This window comes from Amphritea atlantica (assembly GCF_018860855.1).
Classification (GTDB): Bacteria; Pseudomonadota; Gammaproteobacteria; order Pseudomonadales; family Balneatricaceae; genus Amphritea; species Amphritea atlantica_A.
Genome location: NZ_JAHKQE010000002.1, coordinates 1 through 21,852, shown reverse-complemented (window position 1 = coordinate 21,852; position 21,852 = coordinate 1). Strand labels below are relative to the sequence as shown.

At 47.5% G+C, this 21,852-nt stretch carries 24 protein-coding genes; 15 read left to right on the top strand and 9 right to left on the bottom strand.

Going from position 1 to position 21,852, the window contains the following annotated elements; genetic code table 11:
- Positions 1 to 171: 171 nt before the first annotated feature.
- The 4 genes from pdxH (at position 172) to KO512_RS00290 (ending at position 2,258) form a co-directional block, all read left to right on the top strand.
- Positions 172 to 825 (top strand): pyridoxamine 5'-phosphate oxidase, encoded by a 654-nt coding sequence (gene pdxH / locus KO512_RS00305; RefSeq protein ID WP_215950349.1) that lies wholly within the window; start codon positions 172 to 174, stop codon positions 823 to 825.
- A 21-nt stretch (positions 826 to 846) separates the two neighbouring features.
- Positions 847 to 1,530: an alpha/beta hydrolase gene (locus KO512_RS00300; protein ID WP_215950348.1), complete on the top strand. Its 684-nt coding sequence runs from the start codon at positions 847 to 849 to the stop codon at positions 1,528 to 1,530.
- Positions 1,531 to 2,001, top strand: coding sequence for an FKBP-type peptidyl-prolyl cis-trans isomerase (locus KO512_RS00295; RefSeq protein WP_215950347.1), 471 nt, complete (start codon positions 1,531 to 1,533; stop codon positions 1,999 to 2,001). It begins immediately after the preceding gene.
- 65 nt (positions 2,002 to 2,066) lie between these two features.
- Complete coding sequence (locus tag KO512_RS00290) at positions 2,067 to 2,258, top strand: YqaE/Pmp3 family membrane protein (protein WP_126157695.1); 192 nt, start codon at positions 2,067 to 2,069, stop codon at positions 2,256 to 2,258.
- Positions 2,259 to 2,436: 178 nt separating this feature from the next.
- Here KO512_RS00290 and KO512_RS00285 read toward each other — a convergent pair whose 3' ends face one another.
- Positions 2,437 to 2,697 carry a hypothetical protein gene (locus KO512_RS00285; RefSeq protein WP_252734696.1) on the bottom strand — a complete coding sequence of 87 codons (261 nt, stop codon included), beginning with the start codon at positions 2,695 to 2,697 and terminating at the stop codon, positions 2,437 to 2,439.
- 647 nt (positions 2,698 to 3,344) lie between these two features.
- Between KO512_RS00285 and KO512_RS20260 the strand changes: the two genes are divergently transcribed.
- Positions 3,345 to 3,467, top strand: coding sequence for a hypothetical protein (locus KO512_RS20260; RefSeq protein ID WP_289847198.1), 123 nt, complete (start codon positions 3,345 to 3,347; stop codon positions 3,465 to 3,467).
- 114 nt (positions 3,468 to 3,581) lie between these two features.
- On the opposite strand, the gene KO512_RS00280 is transcribed toward KO512_RS20260, so the two are convergent.
- Positions 3,582 to 4,121 carry a carboxymuconolactone decarboxylase family protein gene (locus tag KO512_RS00280; protein WP_215950346.1) on the bottom strand — a complete coding sequence of 180 codons (540 nt, stop codon included), beginning with the start codon at positions 4,119 to 4,121 and terminating at the stop codon, positions 3,582 to 3,584.
- 140 nt (positions 4,122 to 4,261) lie between these two features.
- On the opposite strand from KO512_RS00280, the gene KO512_RS00275 reads away from it, so the two are divergent.
- The 4 genes from KO512_RS00275 to KO512_RS00260 all read left to right on the top strand — a co-directional run bounded on the left by KO512_RS00275 (position 4,262) and on the right by KO512_RS00260 (position 7,071).
- Positions 4,262 to 4,849, top strand: a complete 588-nt coding sequence (locus tag KO512_RS00275) for a TetR/AcrR family transcriptional regulator (protein WP_215950345.1) — start codon at positions 4,262 to 4,264, stop codon at positions 4,847 to 4,849.
- Between the two features lie 100 nt (positions 4,850 to 4,949).
- Positions 4,950 to 5,489, top strand: coding sequence for a hypothetical protein (locus tag KO512_RS00270; RefSeq protein WP_215950344.1), 540 nt, complete (start codon positions 4,950 to 4,952; stop codon positions 5,487 to 5,489).
- 206 nt (positions 5,490 to 5,695) lie between these two features.
- Positions 5,696 to 6,613 (top strand): SPFH domain-containing protein, encoded by a 918-nt coding sequence (locus KO512_RS00265; protein ID WP_215950343.1) that lies wholly within the window; start codon positions 5,696 to 5,698, stop codon positions 6,611 to 6,613.
- 2 nt (positions 6,614 to 6,615) lie between these two features.
- Positions 6,616 to 7,071 (top strand): NfeD family protein, encoded by a 456-nt coding sequence (locus KO512_RS00260; RefSeq protein WP_215950342.1) that lies wholly within the window; start codon positions 6,616 to 6,618, stop codon positions 7,069 to 7,071.
- Between the two features lie 61 nt (positions 7,072 to 7,132).
- Here KO512_RS00260 and KO512_RS00255 read toward each other — a convergent pair whose 3' ends face one another.
- The 3 genes from KO512_RS00255 to bufA2 all read right to left on the bottom strand — a co-directional run bounded on the left by KO512_RS00255 (position 7,133) and on the right by bufA2 (position 9,369).
- Positions 7,133 to 7,939, bottom strand: a complete 807-nt coding sequence (locus tag KO512_RS00255) for an HvfC/BufC N-terminal domain-containing protein (protein WP_215950341.1) — start codon at positions 7,937 to 7,939, stop codon at positions 7,133 to 7,135.
- Positions 7,936 to 8,790 carry an MNIO family bufferin maturase gene (gene bufB, locus KO512_RS00250; RefSeq protein ID WP_215950340.1) on the bottom strand — a complete coding sequence of 285 codons (855 nt, stop codon included), beginning with the start codon at positions 8,788 to 8,790 and terminating at the stop codon, positions 7,936 to 7,938. The genes KO512_RS00255 and bufB overlap by 4 nt, the downstream gene beginning before the upstream one ends.
- Before the next feature lie 111 nt (positions 8,791 to 8,901).
- On the bottom strand, positions 8,902 to 9,369 hold the full coding sequence (gene bufA2, locus KO512_RS00245; protein ID WP_215950339.1) for a BufA2 family periplasmic bufferin-type metallophore: 468 nt from the start codon (positions 9,367 to 9,369) through the stop codon (positions 8,902 to 8,904).
- A gap of 320 nt (positions 9,370 to 9,689) precedes the next feature.
- Between bufA2 and KO512_RS00240 the strand changes: the two genes are divergently transcribed.
- Positions 9,690 to 10,658, top strand: a complete 969-nt coding sequence (locus KO512_RS00240; protein ID WP_215950338.1) for a DUF6635 family protein — start codon at positions 9,690 to 9,692, stop codon at positions 10,656 to 10,658.
- 34 nt (positions 10,659 to 10,692) lie between these two features.
- Here KO512_RS00240 and KO512_RS00235 read toward each other — a convergent pair whose 3' ends face one another.
- From KO512_RS00235 to KO512_RS00225, 3 genes are all read right to left on the bottom strand, one after another.
- Entirely contained in the window at positions 10,693 to 11,064 is a 372-nt protein-coding gene (locus tag KO512_RS00235; protein ID WP_215950337.1) for a YacL family protein, read from the bottom strand.
- Between the two features lie 420 nt (positions 11,065 to 11,484).
- Positions 11,485 to 12,072, bottom strand: a complete 588-nt coding sequence (locus tag KO512_RS00230; RefSeq protein ID WP_215950336.1) for a CBS domain-containing protein — start codon at positions 12,070 to 12,072, stop codon at positions 11,485 to 11,487.
- 56 nt (positions 12,073 to 12,128) lie between these two features.
- Positions 12,129 to 12,401, bottom strand: coding sequence for a hypothetical protein (locus tag KO512_RS00225; protein WP_215950335.1), 273 nt, complete (start codon positions 12,399 to 12,401; stop codon positions 12,129 to 12,131).
- A 440-nt stretch (positions 12,402 to 12,841) separates the two neighbouring features.
- Between KO512_RS00225 and KO512_RS00220 the strand changes: the two genes are divergently transcribed.
- The 5 genes from KO512_RS00220 to KO512_RS00200 all read left to right on the top strand — a co-directional run bounded on the left by KO512_RS00220 (position 12,842) and on the right by KO512_RS00200 (position 18,329).
- Positions 12,842 to 13,315, top strand: a complete 474-nt coding sequence (locus KO512_RS00220; protein ID WP_215950334.1) for a hypothetical protein — start codon at positions 12,842 to 12,844, stop codon at positions 13,313 to 13,315.
- A gap of 342 nt (positions 13,316 to 13,657) precedes the next feature.
- On the top strand, positions 13,658 to 15,334 hold the full coding sequence (locus KO512_RS00215; RefSeq protein ID WP_354667722.1) for a methyl-accepting chemotaxis protein: 1,677 nt from the start codon (positions 13,658 to 13,660) through the stop codon (positions 15,332 to 15,334).
- A 254-nt stretch (positions 15,335 to 15,588) separates the two neighbouring features.
- Positions 15,589 to 16,203, top strand: a complete 615-nt coding sequence (locus KO512_RS00210; protein WP_215950332.1) for a hypothetical protein — start codon at positions 15,589 to 15,591, stop codon at positions 16,201 to 16,203.
- A gap of 2 nt (positions 16,204 to 16,205) precedes the next feature.
- Positions 16,206 to 16,778, top strand: a complete 573-nt coding sequence (locus tag KO512_RS00205; protein ID WP_215950331.1) for a DUF2726 domain-containing protein — start codon at positions 16,206 to 16,208, stop codon at positions 16,776 to 16,778.
- Positions 16,779 to 17,042: 264 nt separating this feature from the next.
- A complete protein-coding gene (locus tag KO512_RS00200) occupies positions 17,043 to 18,329 on the top strand; it encodes a DUF945 family protein (protein ID WP_215950330.1) in 1,287 nt (428 codons plus the stop codon).
- A gap of 281 nt (positions 18,330 to 18,610) precedes the next feature.
- On the opposite strand, the gene KO512_RS00195 is transcribed toward KO512_RS00200, so the two are convergent.
- Positions 18,611 to 21,466, bottom strand: coding sequence for a valine--tRNA ligase (locus KO512_RS00195; protein ID WP_215950329.1), 2,856 nt, complete (start codon positions 21,464 to 21,466; stop codon positions 18,611 to 18,613).
- Positions 21,467 to 21,852: the final 386 nt, after the last annotated feature.

Below are 21,852 nucleotides of genomic sequence, written 5' to 3'. Positions count from 1 at the left end.
CATAATATTTATCGCGATGTTGGTCATTGGTTGAGGTTGGTTGGCATGTATCTCCGTGATGTTGAATCCATAGTGAAGTATTATAGCGGCTTAAAGAGTCTGCGGCTGAGTGACGGTATTCGTTCATCATGCAGATGAGCCCATCAGAATATGTAAATTTTCAGGTTATCTATGAGTCAATCCGATCAGGGTGATTTCAAAGCCCTGCGCCGTGAATATGTGGCGCAACCTCTTAACCGGTCAGATCTGGCCGCCGATCCGGTGCAGCAGTTTGCCGACTGGATGCAGACCGCCACCGAATATCGTCCCGATGATGCGACTTCCATGACGCTAGCGACCGCCGGTACGTCAGGGATGCCTTCGGCGCGTATTGTGTTGCTGAAGCATTTTGGTGCAGATGGTTTTGCTTGGTACACCGATTATCGTAGCCACAAAGGTCAGCATCTCGCGGAAAATCCACAAGCGGAGCTGATGTTCTACTGGTATGGCTTAGAGCGGCAGATCCGTATCCAAGGTCGGGTCGAGAAACTGTCGCCGGAACAGGGCCATAAATATTTCAATGAGCGCCCCGTCGGTAGTCGGCTGAGTGCGGCTATCTCCCATCAAAGTTCGGTGATTGATAGTCGTGAAAGCCTCGAACAGGCGGTTATCGATCTGCAGCAGCAACATCCTGAGGGCGATATTCCTTACCCCGAGTGTTGGGGCGGTTATCGTTTGATACCCAGCCGTTTTGAATTTTGGCAGGGGCGGGAAAGCCGCTTACATGATCGTTTCAGCTATACGCTGGTGGATGGTCAATGGCAGATCGATCGACTCTCCCCTTAAGCGTTAAAGGATCTTAATAACATGACTGAACAACTCTTATCCTGTGTTGAAGTTGAACCGGTCCAGCCGGCGATGGCCAGTGTTATCTGGCTGCATGGGCTGGGTGCCGATGGCCATGATTTTGAACCGGTCATTCCAGCACTCAAACTGCCCGCAAGCTTGCCGGTGCGCTTTGTCTTCCCTAATGCCCCCGTGCAGCCGGTTACTGTTAACGGTGGCTGGGAGATGCCTGCTTGGTACGATATTCTGGAAATGAAATTGGAGCGCAAGATCGATGTTGATGGCTTGCTCCATTCCGTTAGCCAGATTAATCGCTTAATCGAACGGGAGATCGCCAGAGGTATTCCGGCGAATAAGATCGTCCTCGCTGGTTTTTCTCAGGGCGGAGCCGTGGCCTATCATACCGCGCTCTGCTTTCCACAGCGGTTGGCGGGTTTGCTCACCCTCTCTACCTATGTTGCCACCGCCGAGCTGATTAAGCAGCACCGCAGCGAGGCAAATCAGGCTATACCGATTGCGATTCACCATGGTACCGCCGATGATGTTGTGCCTATCTCTCTCGGGCAACAGGCAAAAGAGCTGTTGCAGCAGTTGGAATATAAACCTCAGTGGCATAGCTGGCCGGTTGATCATGGTCTTTGTCTAGAAGAGATTGAAGCGATCGGTGTATGGCTGACAGCACTATTAACGATGGAAACTATTTAAATGAATATTAGTAACAACTGCTATGTCGAGATTCACTACGCCCTGTATAACGCTGCCAAAGAGGTGGTCGATAGCTCACGGGATGCAGGGCCTTTGCCTTATATTCAAGGTAAAGGAAATATTATCCCTGGTCTAGAAACTGCGCTGGAAGGACGGGCTGTTGGAGATAAATTTAGCGTGACTATCGCGCCTGAGCAGGGTTACGGCGAGCGGGATGAAGAGCGAGTGAGCATTATTGATGCCGAATCTTTTGCCGGTTTTGATGATATCCATGAAGGCATGCTGTGTCAGGTTGAGGGCGAAGATGGCGAGCCGCAACTGGTGACCATTATGCAGATCGATGAAGATGAGGGTGAAGTGACGATTGATGCCAATCATCCGTTCGCCGGCCAGACACTTGATTTTGAAGTCGAGGTGATCTCTGTCCGTGATGCGACCGACGCCGAATTGCAAAATGGCCTAAGCGAATAGCTTTATTGACACTGGTTAACACTTAAATTTCAATGTTTACTGCTCACTAAAAAGGAGTATTAAAGATGCGCTTACTATTAGCTTTGCTGCTTCCATGGTTACAGTTTTTTACCATAGGAAAGCCGATCGCAGGCATTATCTGCTTGTTACTACAATTAACCTTGGTCGGCTGGTTGCCGGCTGCCATCTGGTCAGTCTATGCCTTGAGCCAATATAAAACAGATCAGAAAATAGAAGCGGCTATCAGAGATAAATAACCCAACTGATCGGCTCTTCAATATCTAGAGGGGCCGGTACTTCTTTCGGTCACTGTGGTTAAAAATACCGTACAGTGAATCAAACGGCCTATCTGTAGGTCGTTTTCTACCTCGGCCTTCTCCCTCGTCTCACCATAACCAACACCAAAAGGCTAATAACGTCTGTTATTGGTGGAGGTTAAACCTTTTCCTGCCATTCCATATCGCCAATCTGCACATTTAGCCATTCAAAGCCGATACGTCGCGCCACAGCTGCCGCACCATCGAGGCTTTTGAACTCTCGCTCTTTTTTGGAGCGCTGTAGGTCTAGCGTCAGAACTTCTCCCTGTTTAGTAATGAATTTTAGGCGCCAGCCCCGCGCAATCGAGACGGGTGCCGCTTGGCAGGAATCAAATACTCCAGCTTTAAATAGAAGCTTAATTTCTCTCTCTTGCATCATCAATACCTTTTTTATCGATGTAAAAAACTAATTAAGATAATTATATAACAGTTTTTGAGTAATCAAAAATATAAAAAGATATTTGGCAGCTTGTAAGTTATTGTTTAATAAGGTGTTTTTAATGGCTTTGGTATAGTTTGATCGAAAGATTGTTTTTGTTTTTAAGTAACTGATTTATAAGGTTATTTTAACCATTTCGTGTGATTGTATTTTCCTATATAAAACGGAGTAGATGATGGTTTTAACTATCACTGTTAGATTTTGATACATCAAAGATGATTATTAATTTAATCTAAACAGGTTTAGTTGATTTAATAAGATTTTTTGATTAGTGCTGAGGTGAGATAACGCTTGATGAGGTAGGGCATTGCTGGTGATGTTTAACTATTTCAGATAACAAGCCAGGCAGTGACGGAATACTGGTGATCAATGTTTTATTGCTGCCGAGATTATTTGGGGGCTATGTCTGTTTGGTTGAGTACCAAGCGGATCTATTTGTTATTGAGGTGAGCTTGAGGTGAGCTTTAAATTTTGCGCATAGCGACTATCTTAGTTTATAGGAGTACTTATTGAGTTATATCAATATTCTCTTATGGCATCAGGGGTAGTATCACTAACAAGATAGAAACACACAAAAGGTAACTGTTATGGATCCGTATACGTTCGAAACACTTTGGCCTAGCTTATTAGGTGTTGCCGCTATGGCTGGCGCCATGATCTGGGCGTTTATCAAAATTCGTAAGCTTATGAACGACGACAGCAAAAAGTAAAAAGCTGTAGGTATCGCATGAGATATATAGCAAAAAGGCCGCATAATGCGGCCTTTTTCGGGTTTGTGATCTATCGGCGGCAGATTTTGTTAAATGGCCGAATCACATAAGCGATCAGACAAAGGCTGCGAAGCGTTCATCCAGAGGCGTGTCTGCAAGGTGGTTGATATAGTTGCTCATGATTTTCTGTGACAGACCTAGCACGATTTCCAATAGATGTTTTGGGCTATAGCCTGCCGCATAAAAAGCGGCGACATCAGCTTCACTAATCTGACCTCGATTACGTACGATCAATAACGTCGTATCATGCAGCGCTTGCAGTTTAGCATTTGGCATTGCCTGACGATTACGAAGTGCCGCTGTTAGTGCATCATCGACTTTCATCATTTTGGCAATGGCTGCATGGGCAGGAACACAGTAATGGCACTCATGCTCGACATTGATTGATTGCCATACGACCGTTAATTCATCGGCATCGAATGAGCTTTCTGTAAACCACTTATGCAGCATCTGATAGGCTTCTAATACGACAGGTGATTCAGCCATTACCCCATGCAGGCTGGGTAGTGAACCAAAGGCTTTGATGGAGTTTTGCAACAGAGGCTGACTTCCTTCAGGAGCGGATTCGAGAGTGTGCACTTTTAAATTATTCATTATAAGATCCTTTGGGTGTATAAGTTGGTGTTGATACGGCTATGCCTATCGACTTGATCAACTGTTCAGGGGATTAGATTATTTGATTTTGAACACATGTTCAAGTTAAAATTTGATCATCTGTTCAAATAGAGGTGCCAATGATGGCTAATGTTGCTAAATACAATCGTGATGACGTGATCCATAAGGCGATGTTGCTGTTCTGGGAGAAGGGCTATAACAGTACCTCCACTCGAGATCTACAACAGGCCATCGATATGCGACCAGGCAGCATCTATGCTGCGTTTGGTAGTAAAGAGCAGCTCTACCGTGAAGCGTTAGTCTGCTATTCCCAAGGGATGGCTGAGATGCTGGGGCAGCGAATTGTCAGTGCCGGTTCTCCTCTCGGAGGCTTAGAGGCATTCTTCCGAAATGTGGTTATTGATCAGTGTGATACAAACCCTAGTGAGGTCTGTATGTTGGTTAAGACATTAACCGAAGTGAGTGATGATCACCCCGAACTGATGGAGCTATCACGGGAGCTGCTGAAACGCACCGAAGATCGTTTTGCGGATATACTGCAGCAGGCAAAAGATGGCGGCGAAATTGCTAAGCACGCTAATCCACGAATTCTAGCAAGGCACTTACAGGTACAGATGATAGGTTTGCGAATCTATATGAAAACTAGCCGCAACCCTGATAGCCTTAGCGAACAGATCAGCACGATTTTCGCTAATATAAAACGTTAATAACTGTGCTTAAGTCATGTGTGTTTTTAGTGGTACTAAACGGTTAGATTAATGACGTATAGTATGCAGATAGAGGCCGATGCAAGGTAAAAATACTTAAATGAAATTTAAAAACAGACGATGGATTGTAGTTTTTTCCGCTTGGTTACTCAGCTTATCAGTATTATTGATGACCGGTTGTCAGGAAGAGCCTGAACCGGAGAGTAAGCGGGTCGCGTTAACGATTGATACGAGCGACCCTCAGGTATTTGTTCGGCATATCGTGGGTGAATATCTAACGATCAGTGATGAGTTGGTCTTTCAGTATCAGCAATTTAAAGCCGCGAAAGATTCACAAGGATTCATCCTTTTTCGCAACAATCACTGGACTCCCTCCTACATTGATAGCAAAAGGCTTTATGAGGAGACGCTGTTTAATCAGAAAGCCTATATTTACCGTCAGCAGCTCAATGGCGTATTTGATACCTTTTTTGATTTACAAAAGTTGTCCGTATTGCTGAAGCACAGCTTGTTAAAAGAAGATTGGGCGTTGGAGAAGCAAGCGATGTCACGTATTGCTAAGGACCGAATGCTAATGATGAAATACCTTAAGGCGGAGGATGTCGGTAAGGGAGTATTTCGTTCTCGCACTGATAGCTAAAGGTTTTGTTTAGCGATCAGTTTGGTTGCTGGCCAATAGTTGCAACGTCCTCTAAGACAAACATCGCTGTTAACATGTTAATGCCGTATATTACGGTTCAGTGCTATTTATTCGGCGGCCAGTCTCTGCTGCGAAGTTCAGTTTTGTTTTAACGTCTGATTCTGTTTTATAGCTAAGTCTAGTGTTGAGTTTAAGGAAGAAGAACTATGTATGGATTAGAAATCTCAATCGTTGTGATTGTTGTTTTTGCTCTGGCGTTGATTTTTGCCGGTGTGAAGATGGTGCCCCAGGGGCATTGCTGGACGGTTGAACGGTTCGGCCGCTTTACCCGATCACTGAATCCAGGTTTGCACTTATTGATTCCGATTGTTGATGCAATAGGCTCAAAACAAAACATGATGGAGCAGGTGTTAGATGTTCCACCACAGGAAGTCATCAGTTCTGATAACGCGATGGTGACCACCGATGCGGTGTGTTTCTTTCAGGTGTTAGATGCCGGTAAAGCCGCTTATGAAGTGAATGATCTGCCCCGTGCTATGCGTAATCTGGTGATGACCAATATACGTGCGGTGTTAGGTTCGATGGAACTGGATGAGATGTTGTCCAACCGAGATGCCATCAATATCAAGCTGTTGGGTAAAGTCGATGAAGCGACGGACCCTTGGGGTATTAAGGTGACACGTATCGAAATTCGCGATATTTCACCCCCTCAAGATCTGGTTGATTCAATGGGTAATCAGATGAAAGCCGAGCGGGATAAGCGGGCGACGATTCTGGTGGCCGAAGGTCAGCGGGAAGCGGCAATTAAAGTGGCTGAAGGTCAGAAACAGGCGGAAATTCTGCGGGCAGAAGGTGATCTTCAAGCGGCCATTTTGAATGCTGAAGCACGGGAACGTGAAGCTCAGGCCGAAGCTTTGGCGACCAAGGTGGTATCTGAAGCGATCAGTGAAGGTAACCAGCAGGCGATCAATTACTTTGTGGCGCAGAAATATACCCAAGCGTTACAAGCGATTGGCGAAGGCGAGAACAGCAAGGTGGTGATGATGCCGTTAGAAGCTAGCAGTTTGATCGGCTCTATCGGCGGTATTTCTGAGCTGCTCCAACCCTCTAAAGCGAAAGATTAACGATGGCTGATTGGTTTAATACCCTAACCCAATGGCACTGGTTGATTCTGGGTGTCCTGCTGTTGATTCTTGAAATGCTGGGAGCCTCTGGCTTTTTAATCGGGCTGGCTGTTGCTAGTTTGGCGGTAGCTGGTGCCGTTGCATTGGGTGTGGTTGAGAGCTGGTCTTATCAGTTACTACTGTTTGCGCTGTTGGGTATCGCTTTCACCATTCTCTATTGGCGGGTATTCCGAACCTTTAACAGTCAAACCGTTGAGCCTTTGTTGAACGATCGAGCGGCGCAGTTGATTGGGCGCAAGTTTGTGCTTGAACAAAACTTAGAGAACGGTCAGGGGCGGGTACAGGTAGGCGATACTCTGTGGAAAGCGGAAGCTGAAACGACGCTAACCGCCGGCACCAAGGTTGAGATCTATGCCAGCGAAGGTATGGTCATTAAAATCCGGCCCTTAGATAGCTAATGCTTGTTGTTAAATAGCCTTATTCATCGTGACTCTTTGCTGGAGTCTCGATGATCTCATATTAAACGATATCGAATACCGACGGGTTTTGCTCGTCACTCAGTTGTTGTATCCAACCGAGCTCCAGCCAACGAAACAGCAGTGTTAGCAGAATTTCTGCTGCGTTAACTTCATTCGTTTGGGCGGTAATTTCTGCTGCCATCTCAATATCACCTCCTTGAAGAAAACAGTTCAATAGCGTTTGTTCCAGTGTATCGACGGAACGAAATTCCGTTAGCCTTTCACGATTGCGCCAGATAACCCAAGATTCAACTAGTTGGATTGCATCAGGAGGAACTCGTTCTCCTTTGATCGCTTGCCATATTTCCACCGCATTTGTCTCAGTATTAAACAGTTGCAAGCTAGGGTGAAATCGAAGTTGCAGTGCAGGCCAATGATCCGGCGGAATCTGCTGTAGATCGGCTACCGATACGGTTGTGCGGTCGGCCGCATCAAATGAGCTGAGCAAGCAGCGTTCAAAACGGGCTAACTCGGCGATGTGAGGGTGTTGGCTGAAGAATGTATCACTGCCAAGATAGCTGGGTAATTGATCACAATAATGACGCAGTGAGCGGAACGTGCTGGGATGGGCATCAATATAGCCCTCGGTCATCTGCTCGAACAGTTGGTCACCCAGGTAGCTGCCCAGCACGGGGTGATCATTGTCGATCACCTCCCGCAGACGGATGCGATAACCGGACTGATAGATCGATAAGCGTTGTCGCGCATCAAGATGCTGGTCGCCGATAATGTGATTGGCAATCTCGTCGCTGCCGACGAGTAGTGCTTGCATCATCTGCTGTTGGCGTTGTTTAAGTGAGGGTTTCATGGGCGACTGGCCTCGCGGATGAGAGGTTCGCCCGCTTCTACTTCAGCGGCGATATGGCGGGCAATAGTTAACTCGTCAATCAGTTGGTTTAGAGGGGGGATATTATCATCCCGTTCGATCATGGTGCTGATGGGGCCAAAGCGTTTCACGGCTTGGCGGTAAAGCTGCCAAACGGGATCACAGACATCATGATCATGGGTGTCGATGACATGAGTGCCGTAATCACTGTGCCCCGCCAGGTGAAATTGCCGGACCCGCGCTGGGTTAACTGAATTTAAGTAGTCTTGTGCGTCAAAGTGATGGTTGCGGCTGCTGACATAGATGTTGTTGATATCTAACAACATCAGGCAATCGGCGCGCTCTACGATCTCGTTATAGAATGCCCACTCACTCATGGCGGAGTCGGTATAGCTAATATAACTGGAAACATTTTCGAGCAGTAATGGCCGGCCGAGCGTGTCCTGAACTTGCTTGATGCGTGCAACGATATGGTTGATCGCCTCTTCTGTATAGGGCATGGGGAGCAGATCGTGACTATTGATGCCATCCAGTCCAGTCCAGCATAGGTGGTCAGATATCCATTCAGGTTGTACTTCATTCGCTAATTTTTTCAGCCGTTGCAGGTAATCTTTATCCAAGGGGTCGGTGGATCCGATGGACATGGATACGCCGTGCATCACCATCGGATACCGTTCACGGATGGCATGTAGGTAGTATTTGGGTTTGCCGCCGGCCACCATAAAGTTTTCTGAGATAATCTCAAACCAATCGACATCGGGCTGAGTATTAAGCACATCTTGAAAATGTGGGGTTCGTAAACCCAGTCCAAAGCCTAGATAGTGGTCGGTCATGGGATCTCCTGCAGAGTATGGTAAACGCCCCGAAGGGCGTCCATGCTTATGTGCTAAGGTGTTGCTTTCTGTGACTCGGTTTAGCTTAACGGATTACTCGGTAGTGCTTAATTACTTAGTAGTACCGCCGATATCGTCACAGGATTTTTCGGTAGTCATAACAAAACCAGTGCCTTTACAAGAACCTTGTCCAGCACAAGCGTTATTCGCTGTTTTACAGTCATTATGGCCTTTGCACACATTAATACCAAAGCACTGGGTCAGATCCGCTTTAGCGATTTGGTCGCGCCAGTCATCTCGTACTTTACCGCCGGCATCGGTACAGGCTTTCAGCGGCATAGAAACAAAACCTTGGCCTTTACAGGCGGATTGCCCTTTACAGTCATTATTGGCTGTTTTGCAGTCATTATGTCCCTGGCAGGAGTTAACGCCATAACAATGTCCCAGTTCAACGGTATCACCGCTAGCCATGGGCGCGGTATTGGTGCTGGCTGAGGTTGATCCCATACAGCCGGCTAGGCCTGCGGCTGCCACGGCGATTGCTGCGCCGGAAAAACTACTTTTCAGATTGCTGTTCATTCTTGTTATTCCTCTGGTGGGTGACCGCGCTATTGGCTCAATGCTGGTAGCGTGATCGGGTAATATGTTGCTCATCAGTCTTGTTAAAAGGTCATTTCAACCGTCCCGTTAATGTTTTGAGAGATCAATCCTTAACGGAAGCTGTACCAGTATTGATGATTAACTTGAAATCAACCTGAAAGGCGGTCTGTTTTTGTCATATTAAATCGTTAAACTACTCAGGCCAGTCAATCGTGCTGAAACCTTTGGTGTGTTTGCCGGTCTCAAGCGAGTGATACCGTTCCGTTTAACTATGTCAGACTGATAAATATTAGGGTTTTATGCAATTTCCAGATAGCCAAGCTGAGGGCGATGCTCAATTACAGCAGGATATTCAGCAGGCAGTATTGAAAGGTATTCGCAGCTATTTTCGTCGGTGTCAGCAGCGGGTGCCCGATTTTGTCACGGCGCATTTTAGCTATCCGGCGGCGTTAAAAACCAATCGAGTGGCCTTTGGTCTGGATATTTTGCGGGCGCCGGTTAATCTCTTTTGGGCGCCTCTTTATGCGCTGGTGAGCCTGATTCGATTTTTCGTTGGGCGTTCACCTCGGTTGAGCTGGCTGCATCGCTTGTTGGGGCGTTTTCCGGCAGGATTTACGACTCAGGTGCAAACCCATATCAGTGATTTGGTACTGCGTGACTTACTGCGGCATCATCAGACCAGTGAGTCGCTGAGTTGGTATATTGCTGAGGCGTTGCGTGAACTTTATCAGCAGCAAGGGGTAGGTGATCCTGATATCGCCCAGTTTCATCGACAAGCTGAACCTATTATTGAAGATGCCTTGGCGCAGTACCGGGTAACCAGAACGGCCTCGGCGGATATTACCAATACCCTGTCATGTACTGTACTGGGGGCTTTTGCATTTCAGAAATTCACGCCGGGAGGCATCGGTATCGGGTTGATGCTGGCGAGTATGGTCAGTACGCAATTAGCGAGCCGTGATTTTTTCTTAGGTGAAACCTTGGGCAGTGCCTATTACGGCGTTTTTCCACCTTCTCCCTCTATCGGTATTACGCTGGCGACTATCGCCGGTGTATTAGCGCTTTTGTCAGCGGGGGCGGCACTGAGTGGTGTGATATCCGACCCCGTACAGGCTGCAACGGGGTTGCATCGCTATCGTCTGACGAAGATGCTTAAGCATATGGAGCAGGATATGCTTAAGCAGAGCAGCAGTAGTTTTCGCCCTAAAGATCAGTATATCGCTCGGATTATGGAGTGCTTTGATCTGCTTCGGGCTGGGTTGCTGTAACGGGCTTTATTGGCCTGACTTTTTCAGCACGATATTAGGCCGGCGCGGTAAACTGCTGCCAACCTTCTAATATCTCGATGAAATCATCGAGTCCACAGCTGGCGGTCGATTCTTGATCGTAGTATACCAAGTTATCTTCAGGCTCTACGGTATCGTCGTAGGCATCCAGTGCATGGGCGCGGACAACCGCTTCATCTTGATTCAGAATCAGATTGTATTCTGAGCCTTCCATCATATAGTCGTGGCGTTGATGCTGTTGCAGCTCTTCGGTAATACGTAGCAGTTCGGCAATAACGGATTGACGACTTCTGAGTTCATAAGTCAGCCAGTAGCCTAGGGCTTCATGGCCCATAGAAAATTCAGCACAGAATGCGCCGTAAATATCGTGGGTAAAATCGTAGTCCACAATTGTGCTCCGTTGTTAGTGTTAACACAAAAAGAATAAGTTAACCGGAGCGGGAGAATAGCACAGGCTGTCTAAATAAAGCAGCGGTCAACGCTTTACCCGTGACTTCTAGTGAGACGTTAAAAGTAAGACAGTAAAGTAAGCCGCGAGAATTAATTGAGGATGGGGTTATCGGTACTAATATAAGCATTGCGGAGATGCTTTGTTGATTGGCTGTAATAGCCGGAGGCAAAGATAAAAAGCCCAGTCTAGAGACCGGGCTTTGATGCGCAAGCCATCCACACACATAGATTCTAGCTTGCTAATACTACTCACCGGACATCACCCCGATGAGTAGCCCCTTCAAGTCGAACCTTCGGTTTTACTTAGTTGAGGTATTCTTTATTTCTCGTGATTAGTTAGTCACGAGGCTGAGTCGGCTCAAGTATCTCGACCGGAAAAAAGCACATCAACAACTTCTTGGAAGTTAGCCGCGCGTTTGGATATTTCGACCGGTACTTTTAGTCGGCGGGCGATATCACTGGAGGAGATAACGCCGCGTATTTCATGTTTTAGAGTATCGACTACCAACATATGAGGGGTGCCGGTGTGTTGCAGTGTACGTAAGAGATCGCCGATGCTGGCATGGCTGACCTCGCTTAATGGAATAGCATGCAAGCGATCCCGTGGTGTCATCACCTCTTTAATGGATATGTCATGTCGTTTTAAACCTGCTGAGGTGGCGATACTCATGGCTGAGCGACTTTCGAGATCGGCGATAGTGAGCAGTCCGCGAAAGTTTTCATCTTTATCGATCACCAGCACTGAACGCACATGCACTTTACGCATCATCTGCCGAGCTTCATCGATAGAAACATCCTGTTCCATCATGAGCGGTTGGACTTTCTCAAAGTCGGTCATGACTTCAATGGCACTGGTTTCGAACGTGTATTCATGTAGTTCTTCAGGGCTGGCAATATGTGCGGAAGCATCGAGAAGAATCGTTTTCAATTCATTGTAATTATTCATAGCGTAATCCTGCCTTAAAGGCTGTCATCAATAATATAAAAATAGCGATGTAAGAATTAGCTAAGAACGGGCGGTGCTCTAGGGGAGGGTGCTATCCAGCGAGGACGGGCAGGATGAGAAGGGTTGATCTCCGTCTGGGCGATAACGGAGCCTAATCGGCGGAGATCATTGTTGGTTGTTAAAACGAGATTGCAGGGTTGATCGTCATCGATGGCGGCTGGTAGCAATACTTGTAAGGCATTGCTTTCATTAACGGACAACAGTTGTGAAGCGAGTGGCTCTCGTATCAGCCCTCTGCTCTGCATCTCGATCAGAACCAACAACAACATACACGCAAGCCCAAAATGAATTTGGCGATGTTTTTCTTGGGATGATGTGATGCAGGTCATGTGCTTCATGAATTCTAGTGTAGAGTAAAATTAACAGTGGGGGAATCCTGCAACGAAAAGATTATCAGTTGCGTTTAATTTTGAATCGTTTTTTGATGCTCAAAGATAAGCTGCTCATAAAAGGTTTTAAAACGATGTAGCAGACGGCAATCATTTGCCGCGTTAATTACTTTGGCTGGTTTTAATATTCCGCTTTCATCATGATAAATAACCGTTTTTATCACCGAATGTAAAGTTAGGTTAAGTTATGTTAAGGGTTGGTTAATAAACGCAAAATGGTGAGAAAAGACTTAAAAAAAGTCGTAAAAATTGTCAGTCGGTATATTCTTTGCAATTAACGAATAGCTTTAAATATATTAATTTAAGTTAAGGAGAGAGCCATGAGTATTACAGGTATTCAGGCGGGTAGCTCTTCGATGATGGGGATGCAAAAACCTCCTTCACCGGATGAGTTAGCTTCGCAAATGGTGAGTGCCGTTGAAGAGGGCAGTATCGATGCCGAAACGCTCGTTGCAAATCTGACGAGCCGTTTTGGTGATGATGCCTCAGCGGTGTTAGCTGAAGACGGCTCAATCGATGTTGATGAGTTAACGACATTATTAGCCAATAATGCGCCTGGTAGTGGTGGTGAAACTCAAGGGATGGCACCGCCACCCCCGCCGCCACCTCAGGGAATGGTTTCTAGTGAAGAGTTGCAGTTAGCACTGACGGAAGAGTTTGGCGAAGAGGCTGTTGCTTCGATTTTTGAAGATGATGGCACGGTCAACTTTGATGAACTGATCTCTCTGTTTCAGAGTCAAGACAGCTCTAGTTCTAGCTCTACCACCGGTATTCTGCTGAATACCACTGCTTGAGTATCAGTTTCAGGGTTAGCCGCGCTATGGGCCCCTGAAAAGGTAACCTCACGTCGTTAATTGATGTCGTATTCTATAACATCCCCAACCCGGCCTTCGTGCCGGGTTTTTACTGTGCACGCCATTCTAGTCCGTTGATTGCGATATGTTTTTATCTCTTGTAGAGATGTCAGCAGGCCTAGGGGCGGCGATTGCTGCTATTCTTTAGAATCAAAGTGGGTAATTCATTGATTGTAGTGACAGAGAAACATTATATGATGTGATGATATCTACCATAGAGGTAATAGATACAGAATATTGCAGTTATTGAATTTAGGGTTTGTTGGAATCCGAGCCCGTCTTATGTCAGGCCTAGTGGTGTTTGTTAGGGCTGCGGAGCTGTTTATGCTTTTAAAGGGTCTATCTATCCGAAGTAAGTTAATACTAACTTCTATTCTTCCGGTGATTGGTATGATCATCATCATCGTCACCGCGCTCAGTGAACTGCAGCGCGCCAATGATGGTGTTGATCGTATCTATGAAGATCGTGTTATCCCGCTAAAGGATCTAAAGGTGATCGCAGATGAGTATGCGGTACTGGTGATTGATGCGGTCAATAAGGCAAATGCCGGTATCCTGACCGGTGATGAAGCGTTAAAAGGTATCCAGGCTGCGCGTCAAAAAATTGCTCAAAAATGGCAAGATTACACCGCGCGTGCACTCAACGATGAAGAAGCGCAGCTGGCAAAAGAGGCGCAAGCGCTGTTTGTTGTCGCTAACCGTTCGTTAGATCAACTTGAATCTGGCATAAAAGCGGCTGGGCTGGGCAATATACGTGGCCAGTTAGGCGCATTTGATGGCCCGCTGTATCAGAATATTGATCCGATCAGCGACAAGATAGCCAGCCTGATCAACCTGCAATTACGAGTAGCCGCGGAAGAGCGGAGCCATGTCGCGATGGCCTATGAGACCTCGGTAATTATTATGCTGTTACTGGGCGGCTGCATAATTGTGCTGCTGGCGCTATTGAGCACATTGGTATATCGCTCTATTCGTAAACCGTTGGACGCTCTTAGCCTTGCGATGGATCAAGTGGCAAGAACATCAGACCTGACCGCCACGGTTGAAGTGAATAGTACTGATGAGCTAGGCAAAATGTCGGAAAACTTTAATCAAATGCTAACTCACCAATGCGTGCTTATTAGCGGTATTAGTCGTGCCACCATTCAACTCGCCTCAGCAGCTGAAGAGATGTCAGCGATTAGCGAGCAGACCAACCACAGCATCGATAGCCAGCGTATGGAAATCGAGCAGGTGGCCCAAGCGATGAATGAGATGGTGGCTACCTCTCAGGATGTGGCCAAAAATGCTGAACATGCCGATAGCCAGACGAAAATAATGCAAGAGCAAGCGGACCAAGGTAACAGTATTGTATCGGCGGCGGTTGCTTCGACGAATACTCTTGTGGGCAATGTTGCCCAGGTGTCTGATCGTATTCGCGCAGTGGAAAAGAATAGCGAAAATATTGGTTCAATTATCGATGTCATCAACGATATTGCTGATCAGACAAACTTGTTGGCCCTGAATGCAGCAATCGAAGCGGCCCGAGCAGGTGATCAAGGGAGAGGTTTTGCCGTGGTTGCCGATGAAGTACGGACGCTGGCACAGCGAACTCAGCAATCTACGACAGAGATTCAACAGGCGATTGAGCATCTACAGGCTGGCACTCGTTCTGCGGTGAGTGCGATGGAACAGAGTCAGCAAGAAGCCGAACAGACCGGCGCTAAAGCTACGGAAGCGGGGAATGCGCTGCAGGGTATCTCTTCAGCGGTGGGCATGATTACCAATATGAATACCCATATCGCCTCGGCTAGCGAAGAACAAACCGGTGTTGCCAAAGAGATCAATCGTTCGTTGGAGGCGATTCATGATGCTTCTCAGGCCTCTTCCGATGGTGCGTTGCAGATATCCACCGCGAGCGATGAACTTTCAAAATTAGCGGCTGAACTGAATACCAAGGTTGGCCAATTTAAAATCTAATATCGGTCGGTTTGTGGGCAGGTCGCACCGACCGTTGTTAAAAAAATGAGTAAGGCTCTCTCTTAGGGTTGTTAAAAAGGAGCCTCTTGCTAGTTATTCCGCTTAATTTTGTTCTGGGGTTGAGTGAACAGTGTTGGCGGGGTACATTCAGGTATGACTATAAAAAATTAACTCGTCACCCGATTGTTAGAGCAATCACGTAGTTGGTCAGGACGACCCAGAGGCGCAGAGCGGCTCTCTGAAATGGATATAACATGGATGCTTTTTTTAAGAGTCATTACTTGTGGCTCATCGTTAGTTGTTTGACCCCTATTGTTACTTATACCAAACGCCACAGTATTTCCCTATTGCTGGCCGGCGGTCTACTCGTGCCTAGCGTCACCTACGCGGATGTGTTGACCGATACCTATGTGAACTTTAGCCAGAAACTGGCCCGCGCCATTATGAAACCCATGCATGATAGTATTGGGGTAGAACTCAAATCGATCGTTGTCGAATACCATAATCAACCGGTGAGTTTTCAGTATCAAATGTGGCGGCTACGCCCGAATAGCGTCTGCCAACCACTGAAAGCTGATCTGTTAAATTATTCCGCGTGTTCTGAAGCCGCCAGCCAGTTCTTTCGGGAAACCTGTCAAACATTACAGCAGCGATCCAGCAACTCACTGAACTATCCAAACTACAAACGGCTTTATTGCAATGCGGCTGCTAGCTATCAGCCTGTTATCGCAAAAGTCCGCCGTTCAGCACCGGTAGGTGAAAACGCCGAGCAGCGCCAAAAGTGCTCCATGCTAACGCTCAAAGCCGCCCGCACCCGTAAAAATATCGATATTTACAATCGTGATAAAGCCTGTGGAGAGGATAGTTAATAATGAAATTTTTTATTTTATTGTTTCTTGTTGTCGGTGCTGTTTTGTATATAGCGGTAAACAAAAAACAGCCGCGTATGGCGCGCAAAGACACAGTTAAAGAACTGCCCGAAGAGACGGATTTAGTACCCTCAGCGACGTTGGGTATACCTGAGGAGTTAGGCTATCGTCAATGCGGCCCACTTTTTACCCCCGCGGAGCGTTCCTTCTATGGTGTGTTACTAAAAGCCATCGACAGTGATCAGCATCAGGTGTTCGGCAAAGTTCGGGTTGCCGACGTGTTAGAGCCTCAGCCGAGCCGTAACCGTAGTCAGTGGCAGAAAGCTTTTAACGCCATCAGTGCCAAACATTTCGATTTCATCATTTGCAAAACAGACGACCTAACCCCTGTCGCTGCCATCGAACTCGACGACAAAAGCCACAACCAGAAACATCGGCAGAAACGCGACGAACTGCTGATGAAAATCTGCAAACAATCAAAACTCCCGCTCCTGCGAATCCCCGCACAATATGCTTATAAAACGGACGTGCTGAAAATGATGTTAGCGAAGGAGTTGGGTAATGGTGTTGAGTAGAAGAAAAGAGTAGAGAATTAAAATCAAGAAGGCGTTGGGTGAATTATTAGAGAAGATGCAAATAAGTTCGATATTTCAACCTCCACTTATGCGATTTATCAGGTGGTGATACCGTTGGTATTTGAGTATTTGATGCCGCCTTTAGTAAACAAGTCTTTAGCCGTTATAAAATTCACTATTTATTAATAACTATTATCGCCTCACGTAGCGTTTAGGTGTCATCTGATTCCTAGACCGGGGCGCAATGAACATGGAGAACGTTCAATGAAGAAAACGTATATAGCAGTCGCTATCGCAGCCGCTGCTGTTGTCGGTTATGCTGGTGTTAAACAAGTTAGCTACCAAGATCATGTTAAGGCGGGCGTCGAAAATCTTGTCGAGCAGCTTAATGATACGACTATTTTGGGTGAGCAATTTGATGTGACCATCAAGTCCCAGCAAGGTGGTCTTATGTCTTCCTCTGGCGTTATTCTCCTGAACGATAGTAATACGCGCCGGCCTACTGAGTTTCAAGTCGAATATACCGTCAATCACGGCCTTACTTCTCTGCTGACGGGCCCTTCTTACACTGCGAAGATCACTAACCCTGTCATGAAAGGGAACGATGAAAAGACCATCACCCGCCTTGTTTTAGATGGTCAGCCAATTGTTGTCGAAGGTAACATGAAAAGCGATAGCATCGATGGTGAGATGATTATTCCTAATATCGATTTTGCCGAAAGAAGCAGTGCTATGACCGTTAAACCGATAACGGTTGAGTTCTCTGCCGATAACTTTAATGACGAAGGCCGGCCCGAAAATTTTGAAATGACCGCTGATATGCCTGAATTCATGCTCAAAGAGCGTCATAGTGTCATCGGTTTTTCTGGCGGGAAATTGTTCGTTAACAACAGTTTTGATGGCGAAGAAGGTGAAGGCCAGGCGACTATTGAGATTGCAGAAGCCTCGATTGAAGGCATTACTATTAAGTCGTTTGGAGTCGATATTGCGAGTAAAGTCGATGATGAATTCACTACTAGCTTGGCGGTTAACTTAGGTAGCTTCGAAGGAGAAGGGCAGCACCTTTCTGATGGCGAGTTGAAATACAAAATTTCCGGCCTAGATGGCAAAGCTGTTGTGAAAATATTAGAAGTTGCTCAGGAAGGTGCCAAATATGGCTGGAGCGATCGTGAAATGAAGCAAGCAGTTGAAGGTGTTATGAATGAGCGCGCAGATCAGTTGCTTGCTCAGAATCCACAATTTGAGCTGCAGAGCTTTCAGTTCAAACAAAATGGTGCCCACATTATCAACGCTAGCGGTGTTGCTAAGCTGGATGCCGAGAAACTACCTGAACATTATCTCCAGGACGGGTTTAAGTCTCGTAGCGGAGCCAATCCACAGGCCCTAATGAATGCAGCTTTTGTCGATTTCAGCGCTAATATTGGTAAGGAAGCCAAAGATTTGGTTGGCAGGTTCAATCCGATGGCGGCCGCTATGCTTGAGAAAAACGGTGACAAGTTCACATTCAAGCTTGAAAAGGGGCAGATGACCATGAATGGTGACAAGATCTAGGCAGCCTAGGTTAAAACTATTGCTACAATCATCGTGATGTATGGGAGCAGTTAGAAAGGGTATTTTATTGAGATATCTTTCCAGATTACTTTTGAGTGTAATAACTAGAGTGACACAGGGGAATTCAATTCGCAGGATGAGGCTCCGCCTACTCAGCTCCGCTGTTATGTACTGTTTATAACCAAAAAAAAGCCCAGCATCTCTGCTGGGCTTTTTTCTTTTTCGGACTACGAACGACGAGCAAGTCGCGAAGCGACGTTCGAACGACGGCCCTTTGGCCCTTACAGCGCCTCGATCTTGCCGTATTGCTCGCTCAATTGACCAAGAGAGGCTTTGTATTCCGCCAGCTTCTCCCGCTCTTTAGCCACAACGGCTTCCGGTGCATTCGCAACGAATTTGTCGTTGTTTAGTTTGCCTTCCAGACGACCGGCTTCTTTCTGTAGCTTATCCATCTCTTTCTTCAGACGGGCCAGTTCGGCATCTTTGTCGATCAGGCCAGCCATCGGCACGAGCACCTGCATATCGCCGACCAATTGAACGGCAGACATCGGCGCTTCTTCACCGGCTTCCAGCCAAGTGATCGAGCTGAGAGAGGCGAGTTTCGCAAGGAAAGAACGGTTGGCATCGAGACGGGTTTTATCGTCGGCGGTGCCTTTTTGGATCAGGATATCCAGCCCTTTCGCGGGGGAGATACCCATCTCACCACGGATATTACGCACCCCTGTGATAACCCCTTTCAGCCAGTTGATATCGGCTTCAGCGGCGGCATCATGTTGCGCTTCATTGGCAACGGGGAAAGGTTGCAGCATGATTGTTTCACCTTCAACACCGGCAATCTCTTTAATCGACTGCCAGATCTCTTCGGTGATGTACGGCATGATCGGGTGAGTCAGACGTAGAATTACTTCCAGTGCGCGTACCAGTGTGCGGCGAGTACCGCGCTTGGCTTCAGCTGAGGCGTTGTCGTCCCAGAGTACGGGTTTGGAAAGCTCTAGATACCAGCCACAGTATTCGTTCCAGATGAAGTCGTACAGCGTCTGAGAGGCCAGATCAAAGCGGTATTCATCCAGATGTTTGGTTACATCGGCTTCGACTTTCTGTAGTTCGCTGGCGATCCAGCGGTCGGCCAATGACAACTCAACGTCGCCACCGTTCTGACCATAGTCTTCACCGTCGGTGTTCATCTGCACATAACGGGCGGCGTTCCAGATTTTATTACAGAAGTTACGGTAACCTTCTAGTCGTTTCACATCCCAGTTGATATCCCGACCGGTAGAGGCCAAAGCGGCGAGGGTGAAGCGCATCGCATCGGTGCCGTGGGCGGAGATCCCTTCTGGGAACTGTTTTTCGGTACGTTTACCAATTTTCTCAGCCAGTTGCGGCTGCATCATGTTGCCGGTACGTTTTTCCAGCAGATCCGGCAGGCTGATGCCGTCGATCATATCCAGTGGGTCAAGTACGTTGCCCTTGGATTTGGACATTTTGTCGCCGTTTTCATCGCGGATCAGACCGGTGACATAAACGGTTTTGAACGGTACCTGCGGCTTGTCGTTCTCATCTTTGATGAGGTGCATGGTCATCATCATCATCCGAGCAACCCAGAAGAAGATGATATCGAAGCCAGTCACCAGCACATCGGTTGGATGGAAGGTTTGCAGACGTTCGGTGTTTTCGGGCCAACCTAAGGTACCAAAGGTCCATAGGCCGGAGCTGAACCAAGTGTCGAGTACATCATCGTCTTGACGCAGTTCGGTTTCGAGATCCAGACCATATTTCTCACGGGCCGCCGCCGCATCTTTCGCTACGTAGACATTACCTTCGTTATCGTAGAAGGCCGGAATACGGTGACCCCACCACAGCTGACGGGAGATACACCAGTCTTGGATATCCCGCATCCAGGCGAAGAACATGTTTTCATACTGTTTAGGTACGAATTTGATATCGCCATCTTCAACGGCTTTGATCGCCGGGCCTGATAGGGTTTTGGCATCGGCAAACCACTGATCGGTCAGCATTGGCTCGATGACCACGCCACCGCGGTCGCCGTAGGGGATGGTCATATCGTTTTCTTCGATCTTGACCAATAAACCGGCAGCTTCCATATCGGCAACGATCGCCTTACGGGCAGCAAAACGTTCCATGCCGTGGTATTTTTCCGGCAGGGTTTTGTCTAACGTGTGGTTTTCACTGCCATCGGTGTTGAAAGTCTCGGCTTCATCACGAATATCACCGTTGAGGGTGAGAATATTGATCATTGGCAGCTGGCAGCGCTTGCCGACTTCGTTATCGTTGAAGTCGTGGGCGGGGGTGATTTTCACACAACCGGTGCCTTTTTCCATATCGGCGTGTTCATCGCCAACGATGGGGATGCGACGGCCAACCAGCGGCAGAATAATCTCTTTGCCGATCAGGTCTTTATAACGCTCATCATCGGGATTAACCGCAACACCGGTATCCCCGAGCAGGGTTTCTGGACGGGTTGTACCAACCACCAGATAGTCTTCGCCAGCGGCGGTTTTAACACCGTCAGCCAGTGGGTAGCGCAGATACCACATCTTGCCTTTGACATCGCGGTTTTCCACTTCAAGATCAGAAATCGCGGTGTGTAGTTTTGGATCCCAGTTAACCAGACGCTTACCACGGTAGATCAGGCCTTCATCATAGAGACGGATAAACACTTCTTGCACGGCGGTATAAAAACCGGAATCCATGGTGAAGCGTTCGCTTGGCCAGTCAACGGAATCACCTAAACGGCGCATTTGGTTGGTGATCATGCCACCGGATTCGGCTTTCCATTCCCAGATTTTTTCGATAAAAGCATCACGGCCTAGATCGTGACGGGTTTTCTGTTCTTCAGCCGCCAGTTTACGCTCAACCACCATTTGGGTGGCGATGCCGGCATGGTCGGTACCGACCTGCCAAAGGGTGTTTTTACCCTTCATGCGCTGATAGCGAACCAGCGCATCCATGATGGTGTGCTGGAAAGCATGACCCATATGCAGGCTGCCGGTGACATTCGGCGGCGGGATCATAATGCTGTAGGCCTCGCCTTCACCGGAAGGGGTGAAGTAACCTTTTTCTTCCCAGGTTTTGTACCAGGATTTCTCGATCTCGTGCGGCTGGTAGGTGGTATCCATTAATAGACCGTGCTCTCAAAGCTAGAATTAGTGCAAAAAAATAGTCGGATATTATACCTCCGAGACACCTAAGTAGCTAGCCGTAGCCATGGTGCGGTTCGCGAGGCTCACCGTCACCTTAGGTGGTTTGGCGTAGGGGGTGGTGAAGGATGAACCGCACCATGATTTTTTGTCTCTGGCGTGTGTGAGATGGCGCGATTCGCGAGGCTCTCCATCGCCTTAGGTGGTTTGGCGTAGGGGGTGGTGAAGGATGAACCGCACCATGGTTTTTTGTCTCTGGCGTGTGTTGAGTTGGTGCGATTCGCGAGGCTCATCGTCACCCTACGTGGGTTTGTTTTATTGAGGTGGTGCGATTCGCGAGGCTCATCGTCACCCTACGTGGGTTT